Below are 18,702 nucleotides of genomic sequence, written 5' to 3' on the forward strand. Positions count from 1 at the left end.
TTAATTATGTCTTATCTTTGCATTCGTTTTAGTTTTAAAATTAGTTAATATACTAAAGCCGTAGTTCCTGTTTATACAGGAGCTGCGGCTTTTTTTGATTTAACTATGAAATCATTAAACAGAGGATAGGGCATTGATAATAAAATCATTGTATTTCAGAAATTTATGGATACAAAATGTATCATTTGTAATAAACTAAGAAAGTTGAAATTTAAAGAGAGGTTGGTGGGATGTATGAAAGAGCTTCAGAATACTTCGAACAACACAGTAAAACAAGTATGGGAGTGCCCTCGGATGGAAGTGCTGGATATCAGCGAGACCATGAACGGTGGACAGGGGATTTGGCAATATGTTTGGGACGGAGAATTCTGGAAGCTTGAACTTATGGTCAGTTAATTTAAGAGGTTAAAGAGGAATGTTTGATCAATAAAATAAATGGTGAGGTGTAGTGAGAAGATGCAGACAAGTATCAAATGGATCATTCGACTAAGTACACTATCTTTATGTTTCATTTTGTTTGGAATCATGTATTCCGGAGTTTCTTATGCAGCGGATCCGTCTAGCCAGGCAAAAATATCAGGTAAAGTTACTGATCTCGAAGGGTTTCCTATCCAAGATGCAACAATCAAGTATTCCCTTAGATATCAAGGGGAAGAAACTGAAAAAAGCGTAAAGACAGATGGCACTGGAAATTATTCCATACTTGAGTCTGTCCAGGATTATACGGAAATTAGTTTTATAATTGAAGCAGAGGGCTATGTGACAGACAGGCACCGTAATACCTACTATTTGTCAGAAGGAGAACAGATTCTGGTTAATTTCGAGCTATATGAACCTTCTACGATTGTAGGGTCTGTAACCGATCAAACAGGCAAACCGATTCCAGATGCCTTGGTCAAAGTAACAGGAGCCTTGGATCGCCCGGTTAAAACAGATCAGCAAGGCCGTTATGCCGTTACTGGGCTTGATTTTGACTACAATCCGAACATTGCGATCTGGGTAGATTCTGCGGATTATATGCTTTATGAACAGGATCGATTGAATGTTCAGGCTGGAAAAACCTTAATCGTAGATGTTGTTTTGACAGAAGCCGCACATGTACGGGGGAAAGTAGTAGATGAGGCGGGTAATCCAGTAAGTGGAGCTAAAGTGAATGCCGGAGGCTCGGCAACAACAACAACGGATGCTCAAGGAAATTATTTCATAAAGCGCGTGCCAACAGGCACCAGAACAATAACGGGGGAAGCAGCAGGATACTTAAAATCTACTCAGAACGTTACCTTCGTACAAGGAGATCATAATACGTTTAATATCGTACTTAAGAAAGATGCAGATATTACACCTCCAGTAACCAAGTACAGATTAGTTCCTATTACAGATACTGTGAACGGGAAAATATACATCAAAGGATTTACATTCAGACTTCAGGCAACGGACGAAGTCAAAGGTTCGGGTGTAAAAACAACGCAATATCGAATCAATGGGGGAGCATGGGAGACTTATGAAGGACCCGTCAAGTTTTATGCCCCTGATGTCAAGGTGGTAGAGTACTACAGTACAGATGTTGCAGGTAACCAGGAGAAGTATAACAAAATGGATTTTGTTAATGGCACATTTGAAGGGAATGGCACGTTTGAAGGGGAGAGTTACGACGATTGATTACTCGTTGATATGATATGTGAATGAATAACATGAGAATAAAAGACGGTTCTGACTTGATGATCCCTCTTGGTGAATCAAAATTCAGAGTCGTCTTTTCTATTCGTAATGACCTTAACGGTAATGATCTCTGCCGCCCCTTTGAATCTCGCGATCAGATGGGTGTATAATCAAGAAGGTAAACAGGTAATCTTTTATGTCATAATGAAATTATATTGAATGTACAAAGCCGCGAATCACTATTGCGGTTGCAAACGATTTTATAAACAGGAGGTACGGCCGATGAGTAAAGCTACGAAAACAATAAATGAAGTCAGAAATGCGATTCAAAACCGTCGTACGGTGAAAAAATTCAAAAAAGAAGCTGTTCCTACACAGCAGATTATAGAATTACTGGACACCGCAGTCTGGGCTCCTAACCATAAACTGCGTGAACCTTGGAGATTTTTGTTGTTTACCGGAAATGGACGGAAGAAACTGGCCGAAGCTATTGATGCAGAAATGGGAGAAGACAACAAATTCTCAGCCAATATTATGCAAGTTCCATCCGTTATGCTTGTCGTGCTGGAAGAAGATCCAAGACAGAATATCTGGGACGAAGACTTTGCTGCGGTCAGTGCTTTGGTTCAGAACTTTATGCTTGCAGCCTGGAGTGAAGACATTGGAACGTTCTGGGTGACCAAGCCATTTTTGTACGCTCCCAAATTCCGCAAACCGCTTGGAATAGAGGCGGGAGAGAAGATTGTAGGCATGATTTATATGGGATACCCTGATGTTATTCCTTCTGCCAAAGAACGCACACCAGCTAAGGACAAACTCACTCTTTTTGAATAATATATTATTAAATTATTGTAGACCTTAGCTATATACGATCCCCTTATGTTACAGGGAAATTTACGTACAAGTACCTTTCTTCACAGAAGAGAAGGGCTTGTACGTTTTTTGTCATGTTGGCGTATCCGCATTGTAGAATCTGCATAAGGCACCTTTCTCGATTTTCCTCTGCTGTCTACAGTTGCATGCCCATTTCACTGCCTTTGGGTAAATCGACCCGTTCTTCTTCCATATGCTTCTTAAAATAGCTTCAAAATAAATTAAGATCCAGTTGACGATACTGGATGGCTTCAGCCACATGAGCTGTCACAATTTCACCTTCATGGTCCAGATCGGCAATGGTCTGTGCCATCTTGATAATCCGATCATGTGCACGCATGCTCAGGTTTAATGTTTGCAGCGTTTGCTCTAACAGTTGCTCTGCCTCTTGGGGGAGATGGATTGTTCGTCGCAAAAGCGTGCCGGATAGCTGGCTATTCCAACGAACCGAACTTTTGGCATAACGTGTAGCCTGAATTTGATGAGCGTGGATCACTTTTGCCTGCATTTCTTCAGAGGAAGGGGAAGCAGCAGACTTGCGCCACTCGCCTGGTGGAGGAACCTCAACCTGAAGATCAATACGGTCCAGCAGTGGTCCTGAAATCTTGGCTCGGTATGCGGCAACACGGGCTGGACTACATATGCAGCGTTGCTCCTCCGAATGAGCGGACAAATATCCGCAGGGACAGGGATTCATGGAACATGCAAGCATGAACTGGGCCGGAAAGGTGAATGCAGCGCGAGCCCGACTAATTGTCACTGTGCGATCCTCTAACGGCTGCCTTAATACCTCCAGCACTTGGCGCTGGAATTCAGGTAATTCATCCAGAAACAATATGCCCCGGTGGGCAAGGCTCACTTCACCCGGTTTCGGGATACCACCGCCTCCAATCAGACCAGAAGTGGATATTGTATGATGAGGCGAGCGAAAAGGTCTGTCTGCAATCAGGCCTTGAGGCGCTTCTTTCAATTTGCCTGCGGCACTTAATACTTTGGTGACTTCCAATGCTTCATCTTCTGACAAAGGAGGAAGGATGGAAGGCAGACGTTTGATTAACATCGTTTTGCCCGTGCCTGGCGGTCCAACGAGCAATATGTTATGCATGCCTGCTGCTGCAATCATAAGCGCGCGTTTTACATGATGCTGCCCCAGAACATCGCTATAGTCATCTGCAAATAATGGTGTTTGTCTTGGCTTCCTATCCGCCATCTTATGAGTCATATCCGTTATAGGAGCAGCGAGGTGTACATAATTTTTCAACACGACTGGTCCTGCATTCGAATTATTTGGTATCCTCACTGAACTAGCGGGTTGATCTGGGTTTTCTGGAGCAATATCTTGTAAATGACGAATGCCAAACACCTGGATACCTCGAATCAGTGACGCTTCCTCCACGTTATCCAAAGGCAGGAGCACGGACGTAAAGCCTTGTCGTTTGGCCAGATCCACCATGGATAAAATGCCGGGCACGGACCTGATCGAACCGTCCAACGCCAGTTCGCCAACCACTAGTGTCCGTTCCTTGGGAGGGAGTACAAGCTGGCCGCTTGTCATGAGTAAACCAATAGCAATAGCTAGGTCAAAGGAGGATCCCTCCTTGCGCAGATCAGCGGGGGCCAGATTGATTGTGATCCGCTGTAAAGGATACTGATATCCGCAGTTTTTAATCGCTGCACGGACACGTTCAACGGCCTCACGAATGGCTGAATCCGGTAATCCGATGATGGACGTCTGTGGCAGACCATTGGATAAATCGGTTTCCACCTCGATCAGAACGCCATCGATTCCGTACAAACACGCACTGTGCAATTTTCCGTACATAACAAAGAAACACCTCACTCGATTCTTGACTCCGCATAATACGGGTCAGTCTACGAATTAAGGTGCTTCCTCAGCTTCTACTAAGCATTTTATATAAAAGGAATCATGGAGTCAACCTGTCATTGTCATTGCCGCAGTCATCTTTCCTGATCCCTGAATTTTATTTCTGGAAGGAAATCATTAAATTACTTTGGCGAAAATGGTTACGTATAAACTTTCATTATGTTTATTAGATTTGACTCGAGAAAGCGTGGATCTGTTCGATGGACTTATCTATTATTGTTGTTAAATCATGGGGATGAACTGCTGATTATCTAATCATATTTATGTTTTACACAATCTAATTTATCATAATTAAATTGATTAGTAAAATCATTTGTGCTCAATTATTCTGTTTTTTTTCTATTTTGTGATAGTATAGAACTATAGTTCCTGTGTTATAAGGAATAGAATGCACAATAGGCAGGTGAGAAAGACATATGCAGACTGACAGTTTGAAGCTGGATAACCAATTATGCTTTGCCATATATGCTTGTTCACGTGAGATTACGAAGATGTACCAGCCTTATCTGGAGGTGCTCGGCGTAACGTATTCCCAGTATTTGGTGTTGATGGTTTTGTGGGAACGTGAAGAATGTACGGTTAAAGAGATCGGGGAGGCTCTCTATCTCGATTCGGGAACGTTGACACCCCTTCTCAAACGTTTGCAGTCAGCAGGACTTATTAATCGCGAACGCTCGGCTCAGGATGAACGAAAAGTATTAATTACACTAACCGACTCGGGCCGTGAGTTGCGGAACAAGGCATTATCCATACCTGAATCCATTCAGGGAGATGCGTGTTTGAACAGTACAGAGTTTGAAACATTGCTGGGTCAGTTCAAAGGATTGCTGGAGAAAGTTCACGAAACCAACACGAACGCAGCCAAAAAATAAAATGTAGTTTTACATCAAGGAAACCTCAGTTTTTAGCTGAGGTTTTTTCCATATATACCCAAGCATTCACAATATGGGATCATACTCATATCAAAATACTGTCTATTAAACATTAATTTTTTAAGGAAAGCGTTTTAAAAACGTGTTACAATGAATTGGGTTTAAGTGAAAATAGTCAACATTTGTCTTTTGTTAGTCTACCAACCCGCCTTGTTGCAGTCATGTTGATAGGAGGATTCGAGAATGAATATCCATGAATATCAAGGAAAAGAAGTACTGAAACAGTATGGAGTTACCGTTCCAAACGGAAAGGTTGCTTATACAGTCGATGAAGCGGTTGCGGCCGCAGAGGCATTGGGCAGTCCGGTGACTGTTGTTAAAGCACAAATTCACGCAGGTGGCCGGGGTAAAGCCGGCGGCGTAAAAGTGGCAAAGAGTACGGATGAAGTTCGTGCCTATGCTTCCGAAATTCTGGGCAAAGTATTGGTAACACACCAGACTGGACCAGAAGGCAAAGAAGTGAAACGTCTTCTGATTGAAGAAGGATGCGATATCCGCAAAGAGTATTATGTGGGTGTTGTTGTGGACCGTGCCACAGGCCGTGTAGTTATGATGGCTTCCGAAGAAGGCGGTACTGAGATTGAAGAAGTAGCTGAAGCTACACCTGAGAAAATTTTCAAAGAAATCATTGACCCTGCCATTGGATTGCAAGTGTTCCAGGCCCGTAAACTGGCTTACAGCATTAAGATTCCGAATGAACTGGTGAACAAAGCTGTTAAGTTCATGCTCGCGCTGTACACTGCATTTGTCGAAAAAGATTGCTCTATTGCCGAGATCAATCCTCTCGTTGTTACCGGAGATGGAAACGTTATCGCGCTAGATGCAAAATTGAACTTTGACTCCAACGCCCTGTTCCGTCATAAAGACATTTTGGAACTGCGTGACCTGGATGAAGAGGATGAAAAAGAAATCGAAGCTTCCAAATACGACCTCAGCTACATAGCACTTGATGGCAACATCGGCTGTATGGTCAATGGTGCGGGACTTGCGATGGCAACGATGGACATTATCAAATACTACGGTGGAGACCCGGCCAACTTCCTTGACGTTGGGGGCGGTGCGACAACGGAGAAGGTGACTGAAGCATTTAAGATCATCTTGTCCGATGCCAAAGTAGCTGGGATCTTCGTTAACATCTTCGGTGGCATCATGCGCTGTGATGTTATCGCCAATGGTGTTGTTGAAGCCGCGAAGCAGCTTGGCCTGACCAAACCGCTGGTTGTTCGTCTTGAAGGAACTAACGTGGAGCTTGGCAAACGTATTCTGGGTGAATCTGGCCTGAATATCGTTCCTGCTGATTCCATGGCCGATGGTGCACAGAAAATTGTTGCCCTCGTAAAATAAGTTCATTCCTTAGTACCGGAGCTGTCCGGGAATTGAAAAATAACCGTAAGGATGTGAAGCAACGTGAGTATTTTGATCGATAAAAATACAAAAGTCATTACGCAAGGCATTACGGGTTCAACGGGAATGTTCCACACGAAGGGCGCATTGGACTACGGAACCCAGATGGTAGGCGGAGTTACACCGGGTAAAGGCGGAACTAATGTGGATATCACGTTGGAAGACGGCACAGTAGCTAGTCTGCCGGTGTTCAACACTGTGCAGGAAGCGAAGGAAGCTACAGGCGCAACAGCGAGCGTCATTTACGTTCCTCCTGCATTTGCAGCAGATTCCATTATGGAAGCTGTTGATGCTGAGCTGGACCTCGTAATCTGTATTACAGAAGGTATTCCGGTTCTTGACATGATCAAGGTTGACCGCTTCATGGAAGGTAAAAATACCGTCCTGATCGGACCAAACTGTCCAGGTGTCATTACACCAGGCGAATGTAAAATCGGTATCATGCCTGGTTATATCCATATGGCAGGGCACGTAGGCGTTGTTTCCCGTAGTGGAACACTTACCTATGAAGCCGTTCATCAACTGACGACACGTGGCATTGGACAATCTTCTGCTGTAGGAATCGGGGGAGACCCTGTAAAAGGCTCCGAGTTCATTGATATCCTCAAACGGTTCAATGAAGATCCACAGACTCATGCGGTCATCATGATTGGTGAGATTGGTGGTACAGCTGAAGAGGATGCTGCAGATTGGGTACGTGAAAATATGACCAAACCGGTTGTTGGCTTTATCGGTGGCGTAACAGCGCCTCCAGGCAAACGGATGGGCCATGCTGGCGCTATTATCTCTGGTGGTAAAGGTACAGCCAAAGAGAAAATTGCGAAGCTGGAATCATGTGGAATCAAAGTAGCACCAACTCCTGCTGAGATGGGTTCGACTTTGGTGAGTGTACTTGAGGAACGCGGTATTTTGAATTTGTGCACGACACATTAATTCTTTTTCGTTATAATAGAAGAAACGGATCGGAAATGATTTATTTCTGGTAGTCCGACTATTATGGTTACGGAAAAGGTAAGCAACCTTTTGTCCTTGAACAGGGCGAAGGGTTGCTTTTTTGCGTTTTTTTTACGGGAAAAGGGGGAGGAATTGTCTCTCATCTGCGTAAACGCTTGCATTCCGTGGTCACTTAACACACAATATGAGGGAAGATCTCTTCCCACTTTGGGAGGTTTATGGTATGGAAGAACGATGGATCTTGTTTGGGTTGCATGAGATGGAGGGTATTGGCAAGAAAACAATCTCGAAACTGATTTTGGGACAACATGAATTAACCGAACTATTGAATTATGGGGAAAGCGACTGGGTCGCAGCAGGCTTGCGCAAAGATCAGGCTGCCCGTTTGGCTAGCCAATTTACTATCGACTGGATTGAGAGTAAAAGAGAACACGTTTACAATCAGGGGATAGAGGTTATTACTTATCTGGATCAGAATTATCCCATTTTAATGAAGGAAACCGTTCAGCCTCCCTGGGTAATGTATGCTCGAGGGGATGTTAGTTTGCTACACGATTCGTCTATTGCCATGGTGGGAACTCGTATGCCAACCGTGTATGGACGCAAAGTTGGGGAAAAGCTTGCAGAGCAATTATGCAATGCAGGACTGACGATTGTAAGCGGGCTTGCTCGCGGTATTGATAGCGTATGTCATGAGGCAGTACTACGTGCAAAGGGAAAAACGATCGCAGTATTCGGAACAGGGATTGATAATATATACCCTTCCGAAAATACAAGTCTCGCTGAGCGAATCGCAGAGACGGGGCTGCTTTTGTCGGAGTATCCACCAGGTACGAGAGCGCGCCAGGGATTATTTCCGGAACGGAATCGAATCATTGCCGGTCTGACACTGGGAACATTGGTTGTTGAGGCTGACATTCGCAGTGGTTCACTCATTACAGCAGATGCTGCGCTTGAAGCAGGCAGGGATGTATTTGCAGTCCCTGGACCTATTACATCGCCGAAAAGTCGGGGAGCACACAATCTTATCCGTCAAGGGGCCAAATTGGTCACTTGTGCAGCAGATGTATTGGAAGAGTATCGATTGGGCTTGCCAAATGAAGAACAACTTCCTTACAATAGAGGACGTTCGACCGAAACAACCGAGCCTTCCGGGCGAGGGATATTCGCTGAGGTTAAGCTCTCTCCAGATGAACAACGCGTGATTTATCTGTTGGAACAGGGAGAACAATCATTGGATCAAATGGTTGAGCTGCTTGGTTGGGATTTTGGACATTTGCATTCAGTTCTGTTATCTTTAATCATAAAAAAGCAGATTAGCCAATTACCAGGCACTAAATACGCGAGGGTATGACGAAGCTACAACCTACGTAGTGCGTGGAAATATATAATTAGCAGAAGTTATTAACTATGCATAAGCTTACAGAAACAGTTTCATGACAGTTTCATGACTGAGAGGAGGATGAACCTATGGCGGATGCACTCGTAATCGTGGAGTCGCCCTCAAAGGCGAAGACGATAGGCAAATATTTAGGCAGCAAGTTCATCGTAAAAGCTTCGATGGGGCATATTCGCGATTTGCCAAAGAGTCAGATCGGCGTTGAGGTGGAGAATGATTTTAATCCGAAATATATTACGATCCGCGGCAAAGGTTCAATTCTGAAAGAACTGAAGGATGCACGTAAGAAAGTGAAAAAAGTGTATCTCGCAGCTGACCCGGATCGCGAAGGTGAGGCTATCGCATGGCATTTAGCCCATGCCCTTGAACTGGACGATACGGCAGATTGCCGGGTAGTATTTAATGAAATTACAAAACAGGCGGTCAAAGATGCGTTCAAAACGCCGCGGAAAATCAATATGGATTTGGTTAACGCGCAGCAGGCAAGACGTATTCTGGATCGGCTCGTTGGATATAAAATTAGTCCGTTATTATGGAAGAAAGTGAAAAAAGGTTTGTCAGCAGGCCGAGTTCAGTCCGTGGCTGTTAAAATCATTTTAGATCGTGAAAATGAAATTGATGATTTTGAGCCGGAAGAATACTGGAGCATTACCGCCAAACTGACAGCAGACGGCAATCCGTTTGAAGCCAAGTTTCATAAACTGAACGGGGCCAAAACAGAGCTGGGCAGTGAAGCGGAAGTGCAAGAGATCCTGAAACAGATCGAAGGTGCAGACTTTACGATCAAGGAAGTTAAAGAGAAAGAACGGAGCCGTAACCCCTCCGCCCCGTTTACGACAAGTTCTCTGCAACAGGAAGCGGCACGTAAATTGAATTTCAGAGCTTCCAAGACGATGTCGGTCGCCCAACAACTATATGAAGGTGTAGACCTTGGAAAAGAAGGCACAGTAGGTCTCATCACGTATATGCGTACGGACTCCACACGAATTGCGACATCTGCACAAGAAGAAGCCAAAGAATATATCGTTGGTAAGTATGGTGAGCCATTTGCACCTGAGACTCCACGAAACTATTCCAAAAAAGCAGCTAATGCTCAGGATGCGCATGAAGCGATTCGTCCAACTTCAATTCTGCGTGACCCTGACTCAATCAAGTCATTCATGAGTCGCGATCAGTTCCGGTTGTATAAACTGGTATGGGAACGTTTTGTAGCGAGCCAGATGTCTTCGGCTATTCTGGATACACTCTCTGTAGATATTGCTGCGGGGGACACCATTTTCCGTGCAGCAGGTTCGAAGGTACGATTCCAAGGTTTCATGAAGGTATATGTTGAAGGAAACGACGATGGTACAACCGATGAAGATCGTCTGCTGCCTCCGTTGAAAAGTGGAGATGTGCTTGAGAAGCAGGAGATTGAGCCAAAACAGCATTTTACACAACCACCACCCCGATATACGGAGGCAAGGTTGGTTAAGACGCTTGAGGAATTGGGTATAGGGCGTCCGAGTACATATGCGCCAACACTGGAGACCATTCAGAAGCGCGGATATGTTGCAATTGAGGAAAAGAAATTCATGCCAACGGAGCTTGGTGAACTGGTCATCGAACAGATGGAAGAGTTTTTCCCGGAAATCCTGAATGTAGAATTTACCGCAAACATGGAAGGTGATCTTGACCATGTGGAGGAAGGTTCGGAGGATTGGGTCAAAGTACTCGCAGAATTCTATGAATCTTTTGAGAAACGGCTTGAATTTGCGGAAGAAGAAATGAAAGAAATCGAGATTGAAGACGAAGTATCGGATGAGATCTGTGAGAAGTGCGGCAAACCGCTGGTTTATAAACTCGGACGTTTTGGCAAGTTTCTTGCGTGCTCTGGCTTCCCTGATTGCCGGAATACCAAACCGATTATCAAGGATATCGGCGTGACTTGTCCGAAGTGTAAGGAAGGTCATGTTGTAGAGCGTCGTAGTAAAAAAGGACGTATTTTCTACGGTTGTGACAAATATCCTGAATGTGATTTTGTCTCATGGGACAGACCTTCAGCCAAACCATGTCCAAGTTGCGGATCGCTAATGATTGAAAAGCGGAACAAAAAGGGAGCACGATTGCAGTGTACTTCATGTGATCATCAGGAGCCGGTGGATGAACCGGATGACGAATCAGCAGATTAGTATATATGTGAATCAATTCAATTATAGTGAAATATGAAATTGCTTTATGGGGGTAAATGATTTTGACGAATGAACAACAAGTAACCGTTATTGGTGCCGGGCTGGCAGGAACAGAAGCGGCCTGGCAGATTGCAAGTCGCGGCGTACGCGTAAAATTATACGAGATGAGACCTGTTGTGAAAACGCCAGCTCATCATACGGATAAATTTGCAGAACTGGTATGTAGCAATTCGCTGCGTGCGAATGGATTGACCAATGCAGTGGGTGTGTTAAAAGAAGAAATGAGAATGCTCAATTCTCTTGTATTGTCAGCAGCAGATAAACATGCGGTTCCCGCAGGTGGGGCACTTGCTGTGGACCGGGATGGATTTTCAGGTGAGATTACATCCACGTTGCACCAGCATCCGCTCATCGAAGTGGTGAATGAGGAACTAACCTCTTTGCCGGAAGATGGCATCGTTGTTGTTGCAACGGGGCCGCTGACTTCACCTGCATTGTCTGAGCAAATCAAGGCACTAATGGGGGAAGAGTATTTCTACTTCTATGACGCAGCTGCACCGATCATCGAAAAAGATTCAATTGATATGAATAAAGTGTATCTGGCTTCCCGTTATGATAAGGGTGAAGCGGCATATCTGAACTGTCCGATGACAGAAGAAGAGTTTGATGTCTTCTATGAAGCTCTCATTACTGCTGAAGTCGCTCAATTAAAAGAGTTTGAGAAAGAAATCTACTTTGAAGGCTGTATGCCAATCGAAGTGATGATGAAACGCGGAAAACAGACGGCTCTGTTTGGTCCAATGAAACCGGTAGGTCTGGTTAATCCTCATACAGGAGAGTTGCCACATGCGGTTGTTCAGCTTAGACAGGACAATGCAGCTGGAACCCTGTATAACTTGGTGGGCTTCCAAACGCATCTGAAGTGGGGAGAACAGAAACGTGTCTTTTCTCTTATTCCTGGACTTGAAAATGCAGAATTTGTTCGTTATGGCGTAATGCACCGAAATACATTTATTAACTCTCCTAAACTGCTTCTTCCGACGTATCAGTTTAAAGAGCGTCCTAACCTGTTCTTTGCAGGTCAGATGACGGGTGTAGAAGGATATGTGGAATCTGCTGCATCAGGGCTGATTGCCGGCATGAACGCAGCCAAAGCAGCACTTGGGCAGGAACTGGTGGTATTGCCGGTAGAAACAACACTTGGCAGTATGGCTCAGTATATTACAACTGCTGACTTCAAGCACTTCCAACCAATGAACGCAAACTTTGGTTTGTTGCCGAAGCTTGAAACGAAGATCCGTAACAAAAAGGAAAAAAATGAAGCTCTTGCACAGCGTGCACTGGATGGCATCACTAGTTTTGCTGCGGCAGAAGGTCTAACTGTTCCAGAACGCGTATAAATTATTCGTGGGAGGATGCTGATATCATGGATATGTCATTTCATGCTACAACGATCTGTGCTGTTCGTCATAATGGTAAGGCAGCAATCGCAGGAGATGGTCAGGTGACCATGGGCCAAAGTGTTGTGATGAAGAATACAGCCAAGAAGGTAAGACGTTTGTACCGCGGACAGGTTGTTGCTGGCTTTGCTGGTTCTGTGGCGGATGCGATCACCCTGTTTGAGAAATTCGAAGGTAAGCTGGAGGAGCACCATGGTAACTTGCAGCGTGCCGCGGTAGAGCTTGCCAAGGATTGGCGTCAGGATCGGATCTTGCGTAAGCTTGAGGCGCTCTTGATTGTGATGGACAAATCAGGTATGCTGCTCATTTCAGGCGGCGGGGAGATTATCGAACCGGATGATGACGTTATTGCTATCGGATCAGGTGGAAACTTTGCCTTATCTGCTGCGCGTGCGTTGAAACGTCATGCAGTAAACCTGGAAGCGAAAGATATTGCGCGTGAATCGCTTCAGATTGCATCGGAGTTATGTGTATATACCAATAGTAATATTATTGTAGAAGAGTTATAAGCCAAAGAAATCTCCCGTAGTGGAGCATGATTCTGTAATCTGCTCCAGGACGTCTAGGGGATTCTTTGTCCTTGTTAGGAAAAATAAATTCAACATACTGGTAGGAGGGAAGCAATATGAATACTCAAGCGTTAACACCGAGACAGATTGTTGCAGAGCTTGACAAGTATATTGTAGGTCAAAAGAAAGCTAAAAAATCGGTAGCGGTAGCTCTTCGTAATCGTTATCGGCGTAGCCTTTTGCCTGAGCACACTCAGGACGACATTGTGCCTAAAAATATCTTGATGATTGGACCTACCGGTGTGGGTAAAACGGAAATCGCTCGTCGCCTCGCTAAACTGGTAGGTGCGCCATTTGTGAAAGTGGAAGCTACCAAGTTCACGGAAGTAGGTTACGTTGGCCGTGACGTTGAATCGATGGTGCGTGATCTGATTGAGACATCATTGCGGATGGTGAAGTTGGAGCGGACTGAAAAAGTGAAGGACAAAGCTGAAGAAGCCGCCAATGAGCGAATTGTACATATTTTGGCTCCTTCACAGTCTAAGTCCAAGAGTCAGCGTAATCCCTTTGAGATGATCTTTGGTAATAATGGCAACAACGTTCAGGAACAGGATGAGCCAGAACCGGATACTGGGGTTGCCGAACGCCGCCGTAAGATCAAGTTTGATCTGTTGTCCGGCAAGTTGGAGGATGACATCATTGAGATTGATGTCGAAGACACTGCGCCTAACATGATGGACATGTTTGCTGGACAAGGTAATGATCAGATGGGCATGAATATGCAGGAGATGTTTGGCAGCCTCTTACCTCGTCGTACGAAAAAGCGCAAGCTCGCTATTAAAGAAGCGCGCAAAGTGTTGACCCAGGAAGAAGCAGGCAAATTGATCGATATGGATGATGTTACACAAGAATCCATTCGTCGAGCAGAGCAGACAGGTATCATTTTCATAGATGAAATTGACAAGGTTGCCAGTCAAGGGCGCGGTAGCGGACCGGATGTATCCCGTGAGGGTGTACAACGTGACATATTGCCTATCGTAGAGGGCTCTACAGTAATGACGAAATATGGCCCTGTCAAAACGGATTATATCCTGTTTATGGCAGCTGGTGCATTCCATGTCGCCAAACCCTCTGATCTCATTCCCGAGCTTCAGGGACGCTTCCCAATTCGTGTGGAACTAAGCAGTCTAACACTGGAGGAGTTTGTATCCATTCTGACTGAACCCCAAAATGCACTGACCAAGCAGTATGTTGATCTGTTGCGGACAGAGAATATTGAGATTGAGTTCTCGGATGAGGCCATTCGCGAGATTGCCAAATTGGCTGAATCCGTCAATCAAAATACAGAAAATATAGGCGCTCGTCGATTGCATACGATTCTTGAAAAGCTTTTGGAGGATTTATCCTTTGAGGCACCTGAGCTTACACTGGAACGTATGGTTATCACTCCTGAGTATGTCCGGGAGAAATTAAATGATATTGCGCTTGATCGTGATTTGAGTCAGTATATCCTGTAACATGCGGCTAGCAATGTAGCTGTTAAAATGATGTTATAAATGAACGGTATGCAAGAGAGTAGAGAACATTTGTGTGATCGACAAAGGGAAGCAATCCTTTAGCGATTCATAAAGGCCCTCTTACTTGACGCATATCGTTTATTTTTGTTTCTATCTAAAGGATTTTGAAGTTACAACCGATAAAAGATGTGTGGTTGTTATACGGATCGACAAAACCTAGGACTTGTGCCGCATGTATACGAAGTTAAAACCTATAGGAGTGGTAGTTATTCTTCAGTTCCATACCCAATGATTCCCATTAAAAGAATTTTTCTTATTCCAAGTCTGGTCATCGGTTTAGTCGATAGATTGGTAAATGTTGCGTAAATGCGCAAAATGATGAATTGTTGAAAAGTGTGAAGCCACTAATTGTTTTCTTAGAATTAAAATATATAGACCCCACTTAATTGTTAAGAAAGTGTTGTGTGGGCAAGACGAGTTTTCTTCATTCTTGAAAGATAACTTGTCAATTGATTAATATACAGCTTTGTATGTATACCCATCATAATGTTCATAAAACCTTAGTATAACGGCAAAAAATTCTAACATTCTCAACTAAAAAATATTCGGAAATATACATAATTACGGGCGTTATAAGCTCATATTGAGACTTGAAAGTTTCTTTTTATTTAAAGAATGTTTAAGAACAATAAGGGAGAGTATTAACATACTTTTGTTTTGGGCCCGAACATTTACGAAAAAATTCATAATTTGCAGAAAATACACAAAAAGCCCCGTCTTTCAGAAAAGATAGGGCTTTTTTCTTATTGTAATAAATCCCAAACTCGAAGAAACTTATGTTATACGACAACATCAGAGTTAATTCTACTTAAGTCCTAGAAAACCGTGTAAAGACGAATGTTTTTGTCGAAAAAAACATAAGAATTTTCAAGGGAAAAGATTCAATCTTTTTCCATTACTTCTAAAGAGAGGAGGGGGATTGTGAATCTTTTAAACGATATCAGCTTTAAAAGATTGCAAGGTGCACTCGATGCGTCCAATATCAGACAACGAACAATTGCTGACAACATCGCGAACGCCGATACCCCGTATTTCAAGCGCTCCGACGTTTCTTTTGAAGAAATGTTGCAAGGGCAAATGAATGGAGATATGCCTGTTCTTAAGGGTAAAGTAACTGATGCAAGGCATTTTGTCATAGGTCCTTCCTCTTCCGTACCAACGCCAGTAGTTAATATGGACCAGTCAACTTCCATGAATAACAACGAAAACAATGTCGATATAGACAGAGAAATGAGTCTTCTGGCGGAGAATCAGTTGCGTTATAACGCTTATATTCAGCAAGTGAACGAACAAATTAAAATCATGCGTGTTGGAGTGGAAGGGAGATAACCTAAATTGAACATTAGTAATAGTTTTAGTATCAGTAGCTCAGCGCTGACAGCCCAACGGTTGCGGATGGACGTTATATCTTCCAACATTGCCAACGCAGAGACGACGCGCGCGAGCGTATCCAATGGTGAAGCGGTCCCTTACAAACGTAAAATGGTTGTGCTTGAGCCGAATAAAACGTCATTTGGTACGATGCTGCAAAATCAGATGAGAGGTAGCGGTTCAGGAGATGGCGTAAGAGTAACAGAGATTCGCGAGGATCAGTCACCTTTGAAGCCTGTGTATGACCCTTCTCATCCGGATGCAAACGCAGAAGGATATGTATTTATGCCTAATGTGGATATTGCGAAAGAAATGGTTGACATGATTTCTGCCTCGCGTTCCTATGAAGCAAACGTAACAGCACTGAATTCAACCAAAGCGATGATCTCCAAAGCTTTGGAGATTGGAAGATAATCTGCTTAGAAATGAAAATAAGAAAAATAAAAACCAGGGATGAAGGGGAGGGACATTAATGATTCAGAACAACATGTTTAGCACACAGGGGATACAACCGCTACAGATGAAGAGTGCAACCGAAAGTAAGCCTTCTACACCAGCCGAAACCATTCAGAGCTTCGGTACATACTTACAGAATGCATTAGGGTCCGTTGCAGCACAGGAGGCTCAATCGCATGAAATGTCGAATCAATTTTTGGTCGGCAAAGCGAATGTGGATCAGGTGATGATTGCTTCAGAACAGGCCTTGTTAAGCCTACAACTCACAACTCAAGTCCGAAACAAAGTGGTCGAAGCATACCAGGAAGTTATGCGAACGCAGTTATAAAATAACCTACTTGCGCTTCGATAATAGCGCTGATCATTACAACAAAGCAGCTGCGATGCTGCTCCTGATCGTCAACCTATGAAACGGCTGGGGTTGAGTAAGGACAGACTAAGCAAAGTTTCGGATGGGGTGACAGAGTGAATGAGAGAATCGCCCAGTACAGGGATAAGGCATCCCAGTATTGGAATAGTTTTAGCAAAAAGCAAAAAGTATTATTTATATCCACCTTCCTGTTTCTGATTTTGGCTGCAGTTGTACTCACGATGCAATTGTCAAAAACGGAATATGAAGTTGCTTTTACAGATTTGAATGCAAGTGATTCAGCGGGCGTAATCAGTTATCTCGATTCATCTAGCATTCCATACAAATTAAGTTCAGATGGCAAGACCATATCTGTACCGAGTACAAGTGTTGCAATTGCAAAGGTGAACGTTGGATCTCAAGGGATTATTCAGAATGGTTCATTAGGGTATAAGTCATTCGAGGAGTCATCATCCCCCATCGGGATGACGGATAAAGAGTTTGATGTAAAGTACAACAACGCTATAAACGGAGAAGTTGAACAGTTACTTCAGCGGATGCAAGGGATACAGGATGCTAAAGTACTGGTTAATATGCCGAAAGATAACATCTTTGCTGGTTTAGAAGAACAAGACAAAGCATCAGCATCGGTAGCTCTCCAATTCAAACCGGGTTATCACCCAAATCAGGCAGCGGTAGATGGATACTTTAACTTGGTCAAAACTGCAATTCCTAATCTGCCTGTTGAGAATATCACGATTACAAACACAGATGAAGCAGAATTGATTCCAACTGCCCGAGGTGGCAGTGGCGGGTTGTCTTCCGAAGTTCAAGAGAACATGGCACTACAGAAAAAGTTTGAAAACGATGTCCGTAATAACGTGAAGCAATTCCTTTCCCAGATTGTAGGCGAAGACAAAGTTAATGTTTTGGTAGCCTCCAAGCTTAATTTTGACAAAGAAACACGTAAGGAAAATCTGGTCACACCTGTTGATGTAGATAATATGAAAGGCATCGAGATCAGTGTGCAGGAGATTCAAAAGAGCTACACTGGCGCAAGCAATCCAACAGGTGGTGTTGCTGGCACAGGACAAGAGGAAGTTCCGGGTTACCCATCATCTGATGCAGCCGGTAACTCTACCTCTGAAGAATCATCAAGTACTATAAACTACGATGTTAATCGAATCGCCAAGGATATCATTTCCAGTCCGTATACTGTAAAAGACTTAACCATTAATGTTGCAGTTGAACCACCGAATGGAGAAACAGAATTACAGGGACCGGTTCAGGACGCAATTGAGAACATTTTGGTTAACATTGTTCGTGCTTCACTGGCAGACTCAGGCACTATAATAAGTGACGCCGATCTGACAAAGAAAGTTTCAGTCATGTCACAAGGATTCCAGTCTGCCTCTGCAGACAATACAGGTTTCCAGCTTTCCTCAACGATGATGTGGGGTGGAGGCGCACTCATAGCGGCATTGATCGCAGCGGTAGTTATTTTGTTAGTACGCCGTCGCCGCAAACAAAACGAAGTCGAAGAAGAAGAGATTCCTCTTCCAATAGCAACAGAGTTCCCGTCCATTACGCTGGACAGTGTAACGAACGAAAGTCAGGTGCGCAAACAATTGGAGAGTTTGGCCAAGAAAAAGCCAGACGAATTCGTCAATCTGCTGCGTACATGGCTGGCTGACGAATAGAGG

The 18,702-nt window shown here is 44.0% G+C and carries 16 protein-coding genes; 15 read left to right on the forward strand and 1 reads right to left on the reverse strand.

Going from position 1 to position 18,702, the window contains the following annotated elements; genetic code table 11:
• Positions 1–234 precede the first annotated feature (234 nt).
• The 3 genes from F0220_RS11145 to F0220_RS11155 all read left to right on the forward strand — a co-directional run bounded on the left by F0220_RS11145 (position 235) and on the right by F0220_RS11155 (position 2,493).
• Positions 235–396 (forward strand): paeninodin family lasso peptide, encoded by a 162-nt coding sequence (locus tag F0220_RS11145; RefSeq protein ID WP_139331839.1) that lies wholly within the window; start codon positions 235–237, stop codon positions 394–396.
• Between the two features lie 60 nt (positions 397–456).
• On the forward strand, positions 457–1,659 hold the full coding sequence (locus F0220_RS11150; protein WP_181155342.1) for a carboxypeptidase-like regulatory domain-containing protein: 1,203 nt from the start codon (positions 457–459) through the stop codon (positions 1,657–1,659).
• Positions 1,660–1,941: 282 nt separating this feature from the next.
• Complete coding sequence (locus F0220_RS11155) at positions 1,942–2,493, forward strand: nitroreductase family protein (RefSeq protein ID WP_105598201.1); 552 nt, start codon at positions 1,942–1,944, stop codon at positions 2,491–2,493.
• A gap of 250 nt (positions 2,494–2,743) precedes the next feature.
• On the opposite strand, the gene F0220_RS11160 is transcribed toward F0220_RS11155, so the two are convergent.
• The gene (locus F0220_RS11160) at positions 2,744–4,354 is read right to left on the reverse strand and encodes a YifB family Mg chelatase-like AAA ATPase (RefSeq protein WP_105598202.1); all 1,611 of its coding nucleotides are present in this window, start codon (positions 4,352–4,354) and stop codon (positions 2,744–2,746) included.
• A gap of 479 nt (positions 4,355–4,833) precedes the next feature.
• On the opposite strand from F0220_RS11160, the gene F0220_RS11165 reads away from it, so the two are divergent.
• The 12 genes from F0220_RS11165 (at position 4,834) to fliF (ending at position 18,699) form a co-directional block, all read left to right on the forward strand.
• A complete protein-coding gene (locus F0220_RS11165; protein WP_036609387.1) occupies positions 4,834–5,289 on the forward strand; it encodes a MarR family winged helix-turn-helix transcriptional regulator in 456 nt (151 codons plus the stop codon).
• Between the two features lie 243 nt (positions 5,290–5,532).
• Positions 5,533–6,693, forward strand: coding sequence for an ADP-forming succinate--CoA ligase subunit beta (sucC, locus tag F0220_RS11170; RefSeq protein WP_036609384.1), 1,161 nt, complete (start codon positions 5,533–5,535; stop codon positions 6,691–6,693).
• Between the two features lie 63 nt (positions 6,694–6,756).
• Positions 6,757–7,686 (forward strand): succinate--CoA ligase subunit alpha, encoded by a 930-nt coding sequence (gene sucD / locus F0220_RS11175; protein WP_036609382.1) that lies wholly within the window; start codon positions 6,757–6,759, stop codon positions 7,684–7,686.
• 244 nt (positions 7,687–7,930) lie between these two features.
• On the forward strand, positions 7,931–9,061 hold the full coding sequence (gene dprA, locus F0220_RS11180) for a DNA-processing protein DprA (RefSeq protein WP_105598204.1): 1,131 nt from the start codon (positions 7,931–7,933) through the stop codon (positions 9,059–9,061).
• A gap of 116 nt (positions 9,062–9,177) precedes the next feature.
• Positions 9,178–11,277, forward strand: coding sequence for a type I DNA topoisomerase (gene topA / locus F0220_RS11185; protein ID WP_091017309.1), 2,100 nt, complete (start codon positions 9,178–9,180; stop codon positions 11,275–11,277).
• Positions 11,278–11,333: 56 nt separating this feature from the next.
• On the forward strand, positions 11,334–12,677 hold the full coding sequence (gene trmFO / locus F0220_RS11190; protein WP_370511405.1) for an FADH(2)-oxidizing methylenetetrahydrofolate--tRNA-(uracil(54)-C(5))-methyltransferase TrmFO: 1,344 nt from the start codon (positions 11,334–11,336) through the stop codon (positions 12,675–12,677).
• A gap of 26 nt (positions 12,678–12,703) precedes the next feature.
• Entirely contained in the window at positions 12,704–13,246 is a 543-nt protein-coding gene (gene hslV / locus F0220_RS11195) for an ATP-dependent protease subunit HslV (protein ID WP_076208907.1), read from the forward strand.
• Between the two features lie 116 nt (positions 13,247–13,362).
• The gene (hslU, locus tag F0220_RS11200; RefSeq protein WP_036609375.1) at positions 13,363–14,763 is read left to right on the forward strand and encodes an ATP-dependent protease ATPase subunit HslU; all 1,401 of its coding nucleotides are present in this window, start codon (positions 13,363–13,365) and stop codon (positions 14,761–14,763) included.
• A 981-nt stretch (positions 14,764–15,744) separates the two neighbouring features.
• A complete protein-coding gene (flgB, locus tag F0220_RS11205; protein ID WP_036670359.1) occupies positions 15,745–16,152 on the forward strand; it encodes a flagellar basal body rod protein FlgB in 408 nt (135 codons plus the stop codon).
• Between the two features lie 6 nt (positions 16,153–16,158).
• Entirely contained in the window at positions 16,159–16,608 is a 450-nt protein-coding gene (gene flgC, locus F0220_RS11210; RefSeq protein WP_017689191.1) for a flagellar basal body rod protein FlgC, read from the forward strand.
• 58 nt (positions 16,609–16,666) lie between these two features.
• The gene (fliE, locus tag F0220_RS11215) at positions 16,667–16,978 is read left to right on the forward strand and encodes a flagellar hook-basal body complex protein FliE (RefSeq protein WP_017689190.1); all 312 of its coding nucleotides are present in this window, start codon (positions 16,667–16,669) and stop codon (positions 16,976–16,978) included.
• Positions 16,979–17,115: 137 nt separating this feature from the next.
• Positions 17,116–18,699 (forward strand): flagellar basal-body MS-ring/collar protein FliF, encoded by a 1,584-nt coding sequence (gene fliF, locus F0220_RS11220; RefSeq protein ID WP_091017304.1) that lies wholly within the window; start codon positions 17,116–17,118, stop codon positions 18,697–18,699.
• Positions 18,700–18,702 lie beyond the last annotated feature (3 nt).

This window comes from Paenibacillus sp. 37, assembly GCF_008386395.1.
GTDB classification, from domain to species: Bacteria; Bacillota; Bacilli; order Paenibacillales; family Paenibacillaceae; genus Paenibacillus; species Paenibacillus amylolyticus_B.